Origin of the sequence: Cupriavidus sp. DF5525 (genome assembly GCF_040149425.2) — a bacterium.
GTDB classification, from domain to species: Bacteria; Pseudomonadota; Gammaproteobacteria; order Burkholderiales; family Burkholderiaceae; genus Cupriavidus; species Cupriavidus pickettii_A.
Genome location: NZ_CP168265.1, coordinates 3,026,199 through 3,041,538 on the forward strand (window position 1 = coordinate 3,026,199; position 15,340 = coordinate 3,041,538).

Annotated in this window: 12 protein-coding genes; 2 read left to right on the forward strand and 10 right to left on the reverse strand. The window is 64.3% G+C overall.

Annotated elements, in window-relative coordinates; translation table 11 throughout:
* Positions 1 to 73 precede the first annotated feature (73 nt).
* From ABNX08_RS14080 to ugpB, 6 genes are all read right to left on the reverse strand, one after another.
* Entirely contained in the window at positions 74 to 2,926 is a 2,853-nt protein-coding gene (locus ABNX08_RS14080) for a 2-oxoglutarate dehydrogenase E1 component (RefSeq protein ID WP_022535730.1), read from the reverse strand.
* A 320-nt stretch (positions 2,927 to 3,246) separates the two neighbouring features.
* Positions 3,247 to 4,014, reverse strand: coding sequence for a glycerophosphodiester phosphodiesterase (gene ugpQ, locus ABNX08_RS14085; RefSeq protein WP_022535731.1), 768 nt, complete (start codon positions 4,012 to 4,014; stop codon positions 3,247 to 3,249).
* A 1-nt stretch (position 4,015) separates the two neighbouring features.
* Entirely contained in the window at positions 4,016 to 5,119 is a 1,104-nt protein-coding gene (locus ABNX08_RS14090; RefSeq protein WP_022535732.1) for a sn-glycerol-3-phosphate import ATP-binding protein UgpC, read from the reverse strand.
* Between the two features lie 51 nt (positions 5,120 to 5,170).
* Positions 5,171 to 6,019: a sn-glycerol-3-phosphate ABC transporter permease UgpE gene (gene ugpE, locus ABNX08_RS14095; protein WP_022535733.1), complete on the reverse strand. Its 849-nt coding sequence runs from the start codon at positions 6,017 to 6,019 to the stop codon at positions 5,171 to 5,173.
* An 11-nt stretch (positions 6,020 to 6,030) separates the two neighbouring features.
* Entirely contained in the window at positions 6,031 to 6,912 is an 882-nt protein-coding gene (ugpA, locus tag ABNX08_RS14100; RefSeq protein ID WP_022535734.1) for a sn-glycerol-3-phosphate ABC transporter permease UgpA, read from the reverse strand.
* Positions 6,913 to 7,056: 144 nt separating this feature from the next.
* The gene (gene ugpB, locus ABNX08_RS14105; RefSeq protein ID WP_022535735.1) at positions 7,057 to 8,373 is read right to left on the reverse strand and encodes a sn-glycerol-3-phosphate ABC transporter substrate-binding protein UgpB; all 1,317 of its coding nucleotides are present in this window, start codon (positions 8,371 to 8,373) and stop codon (positions 7,057 to 7,059) included.
* 182 nt (positions 8,374 to 8,555) lie between these two features.
* Between ugpB and ABNX08_RS14110 the strand changes: the two genes are divergently transcribed.
* Complete coding sequence (locus tag ABNX08_RS14110) at positions 8,556 to 9,347, forward strand: HAD-IIB family hydrolase (RefSeq protein WP_022535736.1); 792 nt, start codon at positions 8,556 to 8,558, stop codon at positions 9,345 to 9,347.
* A gap of 58 nt (positions 9,348 to 9,405) precedes the next feature.
* Here the strand turns inward: ABNX08_RS14110 and ntrC are convergent, their stop codons facing one another.
* The 4 genes from ntrC to ABNX08_RS14130 all read right to left on the reverse strand — a co-directional run bounded on the left by ntrC (position 9,406) and on the right by ABNX08_RS14130 (position 14,356).
* A complete protein-coding gene (ntrC, locus tag ABNX08_RS14115) occupies positions 9,406 to 10,953 on the reverse strand; it encodes a nitrogen regulation protein NR(I) (protein WP_041681094.1) in 1,548 nt (515 codons plus the stop codon).
* 103 nt (positions 10,954 to 11,056) lie between these two features.
* Positions 11,057 to 12,226 carry a nitrogen regulation protein NR(II) gene (gene glnL, locus ABNX08_RS14120; RefSeq protein ID WP_022535738.1) on the reverse strand — a complete coding sequence of 390 codons (1,170 nt, stop codon included), beginning with the start codon at positions 12,224 to 12,226 and terminating at the stop codon, positions 11,057 to 11,059.
* Between the two features lie 4 nt (positions 12,227 to 12,230).
* Positions 12,231 to 12,788 carry a hypothetical protein gene (locus ABNX08_RS14125; RefSeq protein ID WP_041681525.1) on the reverse strand — a complete coding sequence of 186 codons (558 nt, stop codon included), beginning with the start codon at positions 12,786 to 12,788 and terminating at the stop codon, positions 12,231 to 12,233.
* 152 nt (positions 12,789 to 12,940) lie between these two features.
* Positions 12,941 to 14,356 (reverse strand): 3-hydroxylaminophenol mutase, encoded by a 1,416-nt coding sequence (locus ABNX08_RS14130; protein ID WP_022535740.1) that lies wholly within the window; start codon positions 14,354 to 14,356, stop codon positions 12,941 to 12,943.
* A 489-nt stretch (positions 14,357 to 14,845) separates the two neighbouring features.
* On the opposite strand from ABNX08_RS14130, the gene ABNX08_RS14135 reads away from it, so the two are divergent.
* Positions 14,846 to 15,310 carry a rhodanese-like domain-containing protein gene (locus ABNX08_RS14135; RefSeq protein WP_022535741.1) on the forward strand — a complete coding sequence of 155 codons (465 nt, stop codon included), beginning with the start codon at positions 14,846 to 14,848 and terminating at the stop codon, positions 15,308 to 15,310.
* Positions 15,311 to 15,340: the final 30 nt, after the last annotated feature.

A 15,340-nucleotide genomic window follows, 5' to 3' on the forward strand; every position in this document is an offset into this window, starting at 1 on the left:
GTTATGCGTGTTGTCTTTATGCTGGCAATGCCACGGTGAGCACCTGCGCGCGTCGCCGTGGCTGCCGCTTGATTTACTTGGTCAGAACAAAACCCTTGAGCTTGGCGAAGGCAGCATCCAGCAGCGCCTTCTGTTGCTCGTTGTGCTTTGCGTAGTAGCCCACCGCCGGCGAAGCCGAGGCGGGACGACCGGCATAACCGAGCTTCTGGCCATCCGTCATGTTTTCCATGATGTAGTGCTGCACGAAGAACCAGGCACCCTGGTTCTGCGGCTCATCCTGGCACCACACGATTTCGGTGGCGTTCGGATACTTCTTCAGTTCCGCGGCAACAGCCTTGTGCGGGAACGGGTACAGCTGTTCCAGGCGGATGATCGCGGCGTCGTTGGCCTCGCGTTCCTTGCGCGTGTTGACCAGGTCGTAGTAGACCTTGCCCGAGCACATGATGACGCGCTTGACCTTGCTGGCGTTCAGTTCTTCCTGGTCGGCGATCACGGTCTCGAAGTGGCCCTTGGCCAGCTCCGACAGCGACGACACGGCGTCCTTGTTACGCAGCAGCGACTTCGGCGTCATGATCACCAGCGGCTTGCGGAACAGGCGGATCATCTGGCGGCGCAGCAGGTGGAAGATCTGGGCCGGCGTGGTCGGCTGGCAGACCTGCATGTTGTGGTCCGCGCAGAGCTGCAGGAAGCGCTCGATACGGGCCGAGCTGTGTTCCGGACCCTGGCCTTCGTAGCCGTGCGGCAGCATCAGGGTCAGGCCCGAGGCGCGGCCCCACTTCACTTCGCCCGACGAGATGAACTGGTCGATCACCACCTGGGCGCCGTTGACGAAGTCGCCGAACTGGGCTTCCCAGATCACCAGCGCGTTCGGTTCGGCGGCCGAGTAGCCGTATTCGAAGCCGAGCACGGCCTCTTCGGACAGCACCGAGTCGATCACCGTGAACGGTGCCTGGTTCTCCGACACGTTCTGCAGCGGCACGTAGCTGCCGGCATCCCAGCGCTCGCGGGCCTGGTCGTGCAGCACGGAGTGGCGGTGGGTGAAGGTGCCGCGGCCGGCGTCCTGGCCGGTGATACGCACCGGATAGCCCGACGACACCAGCGAAGCGAAGGCCAGGTGCTCACCCATGCCCCAGTCCAGCGGCTGGTCGCCGCGGCCCATGTTGGCGCGGTCCCTGACGACCTTTTCCACCAGCGGGTGCAGCTTCAGCGTCTCAGGCGTGGTGGTGATCCGTTCAGCCAGGCGCTTCAGTTCGGTCACCGGCACGGCCGTGTCGGCGGCGTCGGTCCACTTGCGGTTCAGGAACGGCATCCAGTCCACGGCGAACTTGTTCTTGAAGTTCGACAGGACGGGGTCGGCGGTGTGCTTGCCGGCGTCCATCGCGGCGCGGTATTCCTTGACCTTCTCGTCGCCGAACTCGGCCGGGACCAGCTTCTGCGCGGCCAGCTTTTCGGCGTACAGCTTGCGCGTGCCGGGGTGCTGGCCAATCTTCTTGTACATCAGCGGCTGCGTGACCGCCGGGGTGTCCTGCTCGTTGTGGCCCAGCTTGCGGAAGCAGATGATGTCGACCACGACGTCCTTGTTGAATTCCATGCGGAAATCAACGGCCAGCTGCATGGCGTACACCACGGCTTCGGGATCGTCGCCGTTCACGTGCAGCACAGGGGCCTCGATCATCTTGACCACGTCCGTGCAGTACAGCGTCGAACGGGCGTCGCGCGGATCGGAGGTGGTGAAGCCGATCTGGTTGTTGATGACGATGTGCATCGTGCCGCCCGTGCCGTAGCCGCGGGTCTGCGCGAGGTTCAGCGTCTCCATCACCACGCCCTGGCCGGCAAAGGCGGCGTCGCCGTGCACTTGCACCGGCAGCACTTCCTTGTGGCCGACTTCGCCGCGGCGTTCCTGGCGGGCCTTGGCCGAGCCTTCCACCACCGGGTTGACGATTTCCAGGTGCGACGGGTTGAACGCCAGCGACAGGTGGACCGGGCCGCCGTCGGTCGAGACATCGCTCGAGAAGCCCTTGTGGTACTTGACGTCACCGGCCGGCAGGTCGTCGACGTGCTTGCCTTCGAATTCGGCGAACAGGTCGGCGGGCATCTTGCCCAGCGTGTTGACCAGCACGTTCAGGCGGCCGCGGTGGGCCATGCCGATCACGATTTCCTGCACACCCTTGCTGCCGGCGTGCTGGACCAGTTCGTCCATCGCGGCGATGAAGCTTTCGCCGCCTTCCAGCGAGAAGCGCTTCTGGCCGACGTACTTGGTGTGGAGGAAGCGCTCCAGGCCTTCGGCCGCGGTCAGGCGGTCGAGGATGTGCTTCTTCTTCTCCAGCGTGAAGACCGGCTTGGAACGCGTGGTTTCCAGGCGCTCCTGCCACCAGCGCTTTTGCGCCTGGTCGCTCACGTACATGAATTCGGCGCCGATGGTGCCGCAGTAGGTTTCGCGCAGGTTGTTGAGCAGATCGCGCAGGCTCATCGACTCCTTGCCAAAGTACGTATTGCTGGCATTGAAGACGATGTCGAGATCAGCTTCGGAAAAACCGTAGAACGCGGGGTCCAGATCCGGCAGGGGCGGACGCTCCTGGCGCTTGAGCGGGTCCAGGTCGGCCCAGTGCGAACCGATGTTGCGGTAGGCGGCGATCAACTGGGTGGCAGCGACGCGCTTGCGGCCCATGTCGGAATCGGCCGAGGCAACGATGGTCTTGATGGGGCCTTGCTTGGCGCGCTCGGCGAACGAGGCAACGATAGGGGCGTGGGCGACATCCCGGCCGTTCGAGCCGTCGACGGCGGGAACGTTCTGCATGGCGTCGAAGTACGAACGCCAGTTGTCGGGAACCGAGGCGGGATTCTGGAGGTAGGCTTCGTACAGTTCTTCGACATACGGGGCGTTACCGCCGAAGAGGTACGAATTGCTCTGATACTGCTGCATCATGGGACGCTCACTATTCTCCGGGAATGCCGGAGTTCAGCGGGTTATTCAACCTTCCGCGACACGGCTTGACCGGTTAGCGGATTGCAAACAACTCTTGGGAGCCCAACTGAGGCGCTTACGCAAACGGCACCATTAGGTGCCGGATGTGCTGGCGTCCTCACAAGGCCCGAAAGGGCAAGTTGTGCGGGGAAGGACCTAAGTCTTCACGGCGGTAAGCATAGCATGTTTGCTTTGCAGGCATGTTGACTTTTCGCGATACGAAACCCTGTGGCACGACAATTCGTCGCGCCATCGGCGTTTTCGCAACATCTGCACAACAATTAGATTCGCGACTCTATCTGGTCCACCGCGTCGGTGATCAGTCCGTCGAGCCCCCATTCAAGCAATTGCGCTGCCCGCGCCGGGTCGTTCACGGTATAGCTGAGCACCCGATAACCAGCCGCATGCGCGGCGGCGATGACGTCGGCATCGAGCTCACGGTGGTTGGCATCCAGCGCCACGCAGCCCAGCCGGCACAGCCGCTCAGGCCAGTCCGAGGGCAGCTTGTCGAGCAGCAGCGCGCGCGGCAGGTCAGGCGCCACGCGCGCGGCCGCGGCCAGTGCCTCTTCGGAAAAGGACGACAGTAGCGGCGGCACCGCGGCGCCCGCCCACAGCGATTGCGCATCGAGCGCCACCGCCGCGCCGGTGCGGTCCTCGGTACCGGGCACCGGCTTGATCTCGAGATTGACCATAAAGCCGTTGGCCTGCGTATAGCGCGCGATGGCGGCCAGCGTCGGCACCGGCTCGCCGGCGTAGGCCGCGCTGTGCCAGCTGCCGGCGTCGAGGTGCGCGAGCTCGCCCAGCGTCAGCGCATCCACCCTGCCCTTGCCACTGGTGGTGCGGTCGAGCGTGGCGTCGTGCATCAGCACCGCCTTGCCATCTGCCGACAGCTTCACGTCGAACTCGAACATCCGGTAGCCGAAGCCCGCGCCATGGCGGAACGCGGCCAGCGTGTTCTCTGGCGCGAGCTTGCCGGCGCCGCGATGCGCGATGTAGCGGGGATACGGCCAGGCCTGCGCTGCCTGCTGAGTGTCTGCTGCGTGTGCCATGTCAGGCCTCGATGCGCTTGCCGGTGTCCGGCGCAAAGAAATGCAGGTGGTCGGCCGATGACGTCACCGGCAGCCGGTCGCCGGCGCGCACGCGCGCATGGCTTTCCAGACGCACCACCACCGGCTGGCCGCCGAGCGAGCCATAGGCGAAGGAGTCCGCACCGAGCGCCTCGACCACGCGCACATCGACTTCAGCGATAGCCTCGTGCGTCGCGCACGGCTCGATATGCTCCGGCCGCAACCCGAGCAGCGCCTGCTCCGGCAGGTGCAGCCCCATCGGCAAGTGACCCAGCGTGGCCGTGGCCGCGTCGCTGCCCTCCTTCGCCACCACGCGCATCTGCGCGCTGCTGTCGCCGGCGGCGTTGCGCACTACCGGGATCAGGTTCATCGGCGGCGAGCCGATAAAGCCGGCGACAAAGGTGCTGGCCGGGCGCGAATAGACTTCCAGCGGCGTGCCGATCTGCTCCACGCGTCCTGCGTTGAGCACCATCATGCGGTCGGCCAGCGTCATCGCCTCAACCTGGTCGTGGGTCACGTACAGGCTGGTGGTGCCCAGACGGCGGTGCAGTTCCTTCAGCTCCAGCCGCATCTGCACGCGCAGCTTGGCGTCCAGGTTGGACAGCGGCTCATCGAACAGGAATACCGCCGGCTCGCGCACGATGGCGCGGCCCATGGCCACGCGCTGGCGCTGTCCGCCCGAGAGCTGGCGCGGCTTGCGCTCCAGCAGCGGCGCCAGTTCCAGGATGCCGGCAGCGTGTTTCACGCGCTGCTCGATCTCGGCCTTGGGCATGCCGCGGATCTTCAGGCCGTAGGCCATGTTGTCGTACACGCTCATATGCGGATAGAGCGCGTAGTTCTGGAACACCATGGCGATGTCCCGCTCGGCCGGCTCCAGGTCGTTGACGACCTTCGCGCCGATATGGATCTCGCCACCGGTGATGGTTTCCAGACCCGCCACCATGCGCAGCAGCGTGGACTTGCCGCAGCCCGAGGGGCCGACGATGACGATGAACTCGCCGTCGGCGATCTCCATGTCGATGCCGTGCACCACCTGGACGTTGCCGGCGTAGGTTTTCTGAACGTTGCGAAGCGACAGTTTTGCCATTGCTTTTTTCCTGCGGGCGACCGGCGTCCTCAGACGCCTTGTCGCATCGCCTTATTTTTCCGTTTCGACCAGGCCCTTGACGAACCACTTCTGCATCAGCACCACCACCACCGCCGGCGGGATCATCGCCAGCATCACGGTGGCCATCACCAGGTTCCAGTCTGTGGCCGCGTCACCCGAGCGCGAGATCATCTGCGTCACGCCCACCACCACCGGCGTCATCGACTTCTGCGTCGTGATCAGGAGCGGCCACAGGTACTGGTTCCAGCCGTAGATAAACTGGATCACAAAGAGCGCCGCGATGCTGGTGCGCGACAGCGGCAGCACCACGTCCCAGAAGAAGCGCAGCGGCCCGGCGCCGTCGATCCGCGCGGCCTCGGCCAGTTCGTCCGGGATCGTCAGGAAGAACTGGCGGAACAGGAAGGTGGCGGTGGCCGATGCGATGATCGGGATGGTCAGGCCGAAATAGCTGTCGAGCATGCCCAGGTCGGACACCACCTTGTAGGTCGGCAGGATCCGCACCTCAACCGGCAGCATCAGCGTGATGAAGATCAGCCAGAAGAAGGTCTTGCGCAGCGGGAACTTGAAATAGACGATGGCGAAGGCCGAGATGATCGAAATCGCGATCTTCCCGAGCGCGATGCCCAGCGCCATGATCAGGCTGTTCTTCATCATGGTCGAGACCGGCGAAGCGGCCTCGCCCACGCCCTGGAACAGCACGGTGCGATAGTTCTCGAACAGGTGGCTGCCGGGGATCAGTGTCATCGGCGCATCAAGCACCTCCTCGGCGGTCAGCGTGGATGCCACGAAGGTCAGGTACACCGGAAACACCACCACCACGATGCCGAGGATCAGCACCACGTGGGTCAGGAAATCCAGGAGGGGACGTCGTTCTACCATGGGTGTCTCCGTCAGTACTGGACCTTGCGTTCCACGTAGCGGAACTGCACCACGGTCAGCGCGATCACGATCACCATCAGCACCACCGACTGCGCGGCGGAGCCACCGATATCCATGCCGCGGAAGCCGTCATGGAAGACCTTGTACACCAGCGTGTTGGTCGAATTGAAGGGGCCGCCGTGCGTGACCGCGTCGATGATCGCGAAGGTGTCAAAGAACGCGTAGACCACGTTGATCACCATCAGGAAGAACGTGGTCGGCGACAGCAGCGGGAAGATGATCGACCAGAACCGGCGCCACGGGCCGGCACCGTCGATGGCCGCGGCCTCGATCAGCGAGCGCGGGATGCTCTGCAGCCCGGCGAGGAAGAACAGGAAGTTGTAGCTGATCTGCTTCCAGGCCGCAGCCAGCACCACCAGCAGCAGCGCCTGGTTGCCGTTGAGCAGGAAGTTCCACTCGATGCCCATCTTGCGCAGCGCGTAGGACACCACGCCCAGCGTCGGGTTGAACATGAACATCCACAGCACGCCGGCCACCGCCGGCGCGACCGCATACGGCCAGATCAGCAGGGTCTTGTAGCCCACGGCCGCGCGGATCACGCGGTCGGCAAAGTAGGCCAGCGCCAGCGCGGTGGACAACCCCACCACCGTGACACCGATGGCGAAGATCGCCGTGATCTGGAACGACTCCACGTACAGCGAGTCGTTCCACAGCATGCGGAAGTTGTCGAGGCCGACGAACTCCAGGTTGATGCCGAAGGCATCCTGCTGCAGCATAGATTGGTACAGCGCCTGCCCGGCTGGCAGGAAGAAAAAGATCAGCGTGATCGCGATCTGCGGCAAGACCAGCAGATACGGCAGCCACGGCGAGCGGAAAACAACGCGTTTTTCCATAGACGGATTCCGGCGGATGCCGCGGGTCGCGGCATCGGACTAGGTACAAAGCTGCAGCCGGCCCGATGAGGCCGGCCACAATGCAAGCGGGCGGAGGTTTCGCCGCCGCCCGCTTGTCACATCAGCTTGCTGGCAATGCCGCGCTTACTCGCGCGCGGTCTTCTGGAAGCGTTCCAGCAGGTCGTTGCCGCGGGCAACGGCCGAGTCCAGCGCTGCCTTGGGCTCCTTCTTGCCGGCCCAGACGGCTTCCAGCTCCTCGTCCACCACGGTGCGGATCTGCACCAGATTGCCCAGGCGCACGCCGCGCGACTTGTCGGTGGTCTTGACCACCATCTGCTGCACCGACACATCGGCACCCGGGTTCTTGTCGTAGTAGCCCGACTTCTTGGTCAGTTCGTAGGCCGCCGTCGTCACCGGCAGGTAGCCGGTGGCCTGGTGCCAGTCGGACTGGATCTCAGGGCGCGACAGGTAATTGAAGAACTTGGCCACGCCCTTGTACTCTTCCGGCTTCTTGCCGCCCATCACCCACAGCGAAGCGCCGCCGATGATAGTGTTCTGCGGCGCGCCCTGCACGTCCGGGTAGTACGGCAGCTGCGCCACCGCGAACGCAAACTTGGCGTTCTTGCGGATATTGGCCAGCGATGCCGACGAGCCGGTGAACATCGCGCATTCGCCGTTATAGAACTTGGCCTGCGACTCGGCCTTGCGGCCGCCGTAGCTGAAGTAGCCCTTCTTCACCATGTCCTGCAGGTTGGTGATGTGCTTGACATGCAGCGGGCTGTTGAACACGAGGCGCGCATCGGTGCCACCGAAGCCGTTGTTCTTGGTCGCGTACAGCGTGTTGTGCCAGGCCGAGAAGCTCTCCAGGTGGACCCAGCCCTGCCAGTCGGTGGTGTAGGCGCAGTTGGTGCCAGAGGCCTTGAGCTTGGCCGAGTACTGCATCACTTCCGGCCAGGTCTTGGGCGGCTTCTCCGGGTCCAGGCCGGCCTTCTTGAAGGCGTCCTTGTTGTAGTAGAACACCGTGGTCGAGCTGTTGAACGGGAACGACAGCATCTCGCCCTTGGATGAGGTGTAGTAGCCCGCCACCGCCGGGATATAGGCCTTCTGGTCGAATTTCTCGCCGGCGTCCTTCATCACCGCCGACACTGGCTTGATCGCGCCCTTGGCGCTCATCATGGTGGCGGTGCCGACCTCGAACACCTGCAGGATCGCCGGCGCGCCACCGGCGCGGAAGGCGGCGATGCCCGCGGCCATGGTTTCGTCGTAGTTGCCCTTGTTGACCGGCACGATCTTGTAGTCGGACTGGCTGGCGTTGAACTTGTTGGCGATCTCGTTCACCTTGTCGTTCAGCGCGCCTTGCATGGCGTGCCACCATTGGATTTCAACGGCGGCCTGGGCGCTGCCGGCCCCGCTCAGGGCTGCCAGCGCTGCGAATTTGAGCGCGGTACGGGAAAAGGACATCAGTGGCTCCTGGTGTTGTCTGGTGGTCGGTCGAAAATCCCGACACTATGTGATTCTTTTATGACAGCGGCATGTTACGCCTGTCGCACCCGGGCAAGCAAATCAGCAACTTCACCAGTACGCGGCATTTTGCAGTGCAATAACGGACGAAGACGACGGGAGCCCAGTTACAATGGCCCGCCATGCAATCCCTGAACAAGCTCTCTAATTCCGTGCTGCAGCGCGTGCGCGGCGTGCTGACCGACATCGACGGCACGCTGACCACCGACGGGCGTCTGCCCGCCTCCACCTACCTGGCGCTCGACGGCCTGCGTCAGGCCGGCCTGCATGTGATCCCAGTCACCGGGCGCTGCATCGCCTGGGCGGAAATTCTGACCCGGCTGTGGCCGGTCGACGCGATCATCGGCGAAAACGGGGCCTTCTATTCGCACCTGAACAATGGCCGGCTGCAAACCCGTTTTCTCGACGATGCCGAGACCCGCGCGCGCAACCTGAAGCGAATCCATGCGCTGGGCGAGCGGATCCTGCGCGAGGTGCCGGGCTGCGCGCTGGCGTCAGACCAGGCCTGGCATGCGGCCGACCTGGCGATCGATCATGCGGAAGATGTAGAGCCGTTGCCTGAGGAGGCCGTGGCGCGCATTGCCGAAATCATGCGCGAAACCGGCATGACCGCCACCGTCAGTTCTATTCACGTCAATGGTTGGTTCGGCCGGCATGACAAGCTGTCGATGAGCAAGCTGTGCGTGGCCGAGTTGCTTGGCGAAGACCTGGACGCACGCCACGACGAATGGCTGTTCATCGGTGATTCGGCCAACGATGCGACCATGTTCGCGCATTTTCCGCTGTCGGTCGGGGTGGCCAATGTGCGGGACATCCTGCCGCAGCTTCCGGTGCCGCCGGCTTTTATCACGGCTGCCGCGGGCGGTGAGGGCTTTGCCGAGATGGCGCAGCGGCTGGTCGAGGCGCGCGGCTGAAGCGTCGGCGCAAGAAAAAGGCCGGGATCCCGGCCTTTTTCTTTGGTGCACTGCCCGCTCAGTCGAAGCCCAGTTCCTGCAGCTTGCGCGTGATGGTATTGCGCCCGATGCCGAGGCGGGTCGCGGCCTCGACGCGGCGGCCTCGCGTCACGCCCAGTGCGGCCTCGAGCACTGCCTTCTCGAAGCGCCGCGTCAGCACGTCCATGACCTCCGGCTGGCCAGACTCCAGCATCGCGCGGGCCTCGCCGGCCAGCAGGCTTTCCCAGCCGGCCGCGGTCGAAACCGGCGCGGCCGTCGCCACCGGTCCAGCCCGTACTGCGGTGGCGGTGTCGCCCTCCGCCACCGGCATGGCAAACCCACCATAGTCGGCCAGCTCGTGCGCGCCTTCGTATTCGGCTGTACGCACCTCGGCAACACGCTCCGGCCGCGGCGCATTGATGGGCTCCGACGTCCCTGCTTCCAGCATCTCGCGCGGCAGGTCCTTGACCTCGATGGTCTGCGCCGGCGCCATCACGGTCAGCCAGTTGCACAGGTTCTCAAGCTGGCGCACGTTGCCGGGGAACGGCAGCGTGCTGACGTAGACCAGCGCCTCGTCGGACATGCGCTTGGGTTCGACGCCCAGTTCCTTGGCACTCTTCTGCAGGAAATGACGGGCCAGCAATGTGATGTCTTCCGGGCGTTCGCGCAGGGGCGGCAGGCGCAGCCGGATCACGTTCAGGCGGTGGAACAAGTCCTCGCGGAACAGCCCTTCCTTGACGCGCAGCTCCAGATTCTGGTGCGTTGCAGCAATGACGCGGACATTGGCGCGCAGCGGATTGTGGCCGCCGACGCGATAGAAGTTGCCATCGGACAGCACACGCAGCAGGCGCGTCTGCAGGTCGAACGGCATGTCGCCGATTTCATCGAGGAACAGCGTGCCGCCCTCGGCCTGCTCGAAGCGCCCCCGACGCATGGTCTGCGCGCCGGTGAAGGCGCCGCGCTCATGGCCGAACAGTTCGGATTCCAGCAGGTCCTTGGGGATGGCCGCGGTATTGAGCGCGATAAAAGGCCCGTTGGCGCGCGGGCTGTGCTTGTGCAGCGCGCGCGCGACCAGTTCCTTGCCGGTGCCGGACTCGCCGGTGATCATCACCGTCACGTTGGACTGCGACAGGCGCCCGATCGCGCGGAACACGTCCTGCATCGCCGGCGCCTGGCCGAGGATCTCGGGCGCGTCGACCAGGCGGTCGTCCAGCTCTTCCTCGCGCAGGCTTTCCTCCAGCGCGCGGCGGATCAGTTCGACGGCCTTGTCGACATCGAAGGGCTTGGCCAGGTATTCGAAGGCGCCGCCCTGGAACGCGGCCACGGCGCTGTCCAGGTCCGAGTACGCGGTCATCACGATGACCGGCAGTCCCGGATGACGCGCCTTGAGGGCCTGCAGCAGGTCCAGGCCGGAGCCGCCCGGCATGCGGATATCGGAGATCAGCACCTGCGGCTGGTCTTCCTCCAGCGCGGCGAGCACGTCCCGCACATTGGTGAAGCTGCGCGAGAGCAGGCTTTCACGGGCAAGGGCCTTTTCCAGGACCCAGCGGATTGATTGATCGTCGTCGACTATCCAGATCGGCTTCATGTGCGTCGCTTGTCTGCTCGGTGTCATTTGGTCTTCCGCATGGCCCGCCCACGGCGGGTACACGATCGCTCGCGGACGCCAGCGAAGCGGCTGGTGCAACGAGCTAGTGCAGCGGCAGCAGGATGCGGAAGTCGGTACAGCCCGGCCTGCTCTCGCATTCGATCAAGCCCTCGTGCTGCTGCACGAAGGTTTGAGCGAGTGTGAGACCGAGACCGCTGCCGCCATCCCTACCCGATACCAGTGGATAGAAAATGCGTTCGCGAATGTCTTCGGGGATTCCCGGGCCGTTGTCGATCACATGCAAGTCCAATGCCAGCTTGAACAGCCGCTTCGCAATCGTGACCTGGCGTGCGACGCGCGTGCGCAGCACGATCTGCGCATCACCGCGCGCGATGTGGTCGGCCAGCGCCTGCGCGGCGTTGTGCACGATGTTAAGCACCGCCTGGATCAACTGCTCCATGTCGCCCTGCAGCTCGGGCAGGCTGGCGTCGTAGTCGCGCACAATGTCCAGCCCGTTCGGAAACTCCGCCAACACCACCGAGCGCACGCGCTCGAGCACCTCGTGGATATTCAGGCTCGACACGATATGCGGATGCCGGTGCGGCTCGAGCAGCCGGTCCACCAGCGTCTGCAGCCGGTCCGATTCCTTGATGATGACCTGCGTGTACTCGCGCAGCGAGCGCTCGGGCAGCTCGAACTCCAGCAGCTGCGCCGCGCCGCGGATGCCACCGAGCGGGTTCTTGATCTCGTGGGCCAGGTTGCGGATGAGTTCTTTGTTGGCGGCGGTGAGGTCGAGGATGCGCTCTTCGCGGTCGCTGCGCACCTTCTGTTCGTTGGGCAGGATCTCCACCACCACGGTGTCGCCGACCGTTTCCAGCGCGGCGATCACCACGTGCACGTGGAGCGGCTCCTGCAGCGGCGGATGCAGGACCAGGTCCTGCCGGCGCACGTCGAACTGCCGCGTGACCACGGTATCGAGCATGCTTTGCAGCTCGTCGGAGCGGCCAAACAGGTCGGGCAGCTTCAGCTCGACCATGCCTTTGCGCGACACACCGAAGGTCGCCTCGGCGGCCGGATTCGCGTAGACCACCTGCAGCCCCGGCTGCCGTACCAGCAGCACCGGGTTGGCCACCACGTCGAGGCCGGCATGGTAGGCCACTGCCCCCATGCTCAGCACCTGGGCACTGGCCTCGGGCTGGGCCAGGCCTGGCGCCGGCGTCTCGCCACCGGCGCCGCTGACCTTGCGCGACACACCGCGAATCAGACGACGCATAAGACTAGTCCTTCAGGTTGCCAAGCTCGCGCCGCAGCGACGCCGCATTGGCCTCGCTGCGCGAGATGTCGTCGCGCAGCGCCGCTGTGCGATCGAGGTATTTCTGATAATTGCGCTCATTACCCTGACGCTCCGGCTGGCCGTTGTTGTACTCGGTACGCAGCGCCTGCAGCTTGGCCTCTTCGGCCTGCAGCTCCTGCGTGAGCACCGCGCGGCGCTCGCTGTCGCGGCTCTTCTGCGTGGCGCTGTCCACACGCGGAAAGCTGGTGTTGCTGGACGTGGCGCTGCTACCGCTCTTCGCCGACGGTGCCGCCACGCGTCCGCCCGGCACGGTCACCACCTCGGGCAGGTTCAGCTTCTTGCAGCCCTTGCCGGCATTGCCGTTGCGGTACTCCGGTACCCCATTGGGTCCGGTGCAGACATAGACATCGGAGGACTGCGCACGCGGCTGGCCCGCCCAAGTACCGAGCGCCAGCGCCACGGCACTCACCAGAACAGGGAATCCGATACGAATTTGGTGCAATGACGTGGCCCGACTGGCAGTGCGCGAAGTGGCGTCCATGGACATGGCTTGAGGTTTGAACAGGGATGGGATCGGGATAGGATCGGATTCCCCATTCTAGCGAGCAAAGCAAAAAGGGACAGCCGAAGCCGCCCCTTTCTGGTGCAACTGTTGCCCGATCACAACCTGCGTCATTCCCGGGCGAGGGCCACTTACAGCGAGTAGTACATCTCGAACTCGATCGGGTGCGTGGTCATGCGGAAACGCGTGACTTCTTCCATCTTCAGTTCGATGTAGGCATCGATCATCGAGTTCGAGAACACGCCGCCGCGGGTCAGGAACTCGCGGTCGTTGTCCAGGTACTCCAGCGACTGATCCAGGCTCGAGCAGACGGTCGGGATCTTTGCATCCTCTTCCGGCGGCAGGTCATACAGGTTCTTGTCGGCGGCTTCGCCCGGGTGGATCTTGTTCATCACGCCGTCCAGGCCGGCCATCAGCAGTGCCGAGAAGCCCAGGTACGGGTTCATCAGCGGATCCGGGAAGCGGGTCTCGATGCGGCGGCCCTTCGGGTTGGCCACATACGGGATACGGATCGAAGCCGAACGGTTGCGGGCCGAGTAAGCCAGCTTCACCGGAGCCTCGAAGCCCGGCACCAGGCGCTTGTACGAGTTCGTCCCCGGGTTGGTGATGGCGTTCAGCGCGCGGGCGTGCTTGATGATGCCGCCGATGTAGTACAGCGCGAATTCCGACAGGCCGGCGTAGCCGTTGCCAGCGAACAGGTTCTGGCCGTCCTTCCACACGGACTGATGCACATGCATGCCCGAGCCGTTGTCGCCAACCACCGGCTTCGGCATGAAGGTAGCGGTCTTGCCGTAGGTGTGGGCGACGTTCTGGATCACGTACTTCTGCAGCTGGGTCCAGTCGGCGCGCTGCACCAGCGTGCTGAACTTGGTGCCGATTTCGTTCTGGCCCTGGCCGGCCACTTCGTGGTGGTGGACTTCAACGGGGATGCCCAGCGATTCCAGGATCAGGCACATTTCCGAACGCATGTCCTGGAAGGTGTCGATCGGGGCAACCGGGAAGTAGCCGCCCTTCTTGCCCGGACGGTGGCCGCTGTTGCCGTGCTCGAATTCCTTGCCCGACGACCACGGGGCTTCTTCGGAATGGATCTTCACGAAGCTGCCTTGCATGTCGACGTTCCAGGTCACGCCGTCGAAGATGAAGAATTCGGGTTCCGGGCCAAAGTAAGCGGTGTCGCCCAGGCCGGTGCTCTTCAGGTAGGCTTCGGCGCGCTTGGCGATCGAGCGCGGGTCGCGGTCATAGCCCTTGCCGTCCGACGGCTCGACTACGTCGCAAGTCAGCACCAGCGTCGGTTCTTCGTAGAACGGATCGACGTTGGCGGTATTCGGATCCGGCATCAGCAGCATGTCCGAAGCTTCGATACCCTTCCAGCCGGCAATCGACGAACCGTCGAAGGCGTGGCCGCTTTCGAACTTGTCTTCATCGAAGTGCGACACGGGCACGGAGACGTGTTGCTCCTTGCCTTTGGTATCGGTGAAACGGAAATCGACGAACTTGACGTCGTTTTCCTTCACCAGCTTCATCACGTCTGCAACGCTGTGGGCCATGCCAATCTCCTGGATATTCGGCGGAAGTCTGAGAAAGCCAATTCTTGGGCCTGTCGCCACCGGCACCGCTGCATAGTTGCCGCGCCGATCCGACCAGCCACGAAAGGACGAGGAATGTTAGCAGAAAGCATGCCAAGCAAACGCAACCTCTGCCACGCCCGGCCCGAAAAATGTGCAAGTCCGGGCGAACCGCGCACCGTGGCGGGGTTGGCGAGTAATGTCGAGCGACGACAATTCCCTGCCGGGTGGCGCACCAATAACACGCGAAAACGCGTGGCACCTCCCTATAAAACACCACAATGGTGCAATCAGCAAGTTGTCGCACCGTATCAGTGCGTACGCACCAAAATCGACCGGAACCTGCCCGCCGGTGACGCACTCCCGCGAGCAATCAGTCGCCGGGCCTTCGTGGCGCTATAGAATAGTGTGCTGCGGTCCTTCCGTCCGCCCCGGTTTGCCCCTATTCCATCCCTGTAATTTGTCACGCAGATGACCACCCGAGACGATCTCCTTCAGGCTGCCAGCCAGCGCCAGCAACAAAGCCAGCTCCCGTATTTCGGCGCGCTGTCTCCGCAGGAAGCCTATGCGCTGCTGCAGAACGACCCTTCCGCCGTGCTGGTCGACGTGCGCACACAGGCCGAACTGGACTGGGTGGGCGGCGTCGACTTGCCCGACGCGCAGTTTGCGCACGTCGAGTGGATGACCTATCCGGGCGGCGCGCAGAACGGCCGCTTCATCGACGAACTGAAAGCACGCGTGCCGGCCGATGTGCCGGTGCTGTTCCTGTGCCGCAGCGCCGCGCGTTCCAAGCACGCCGCGCGCGTGGCCACCGAAGCCGGCTACCGCTTCGCCATGGACGTGCTGGAGGGTTTCGAGGGCAACCGCGATGCGCAGCACCACCGCAAGACCGTCGAGGGCTGGTGCATGCACGGCCTGCCGTGGCACGGCGCCTGAGCGCCGCCGCGGCGTGAATGAAGAAGGGGC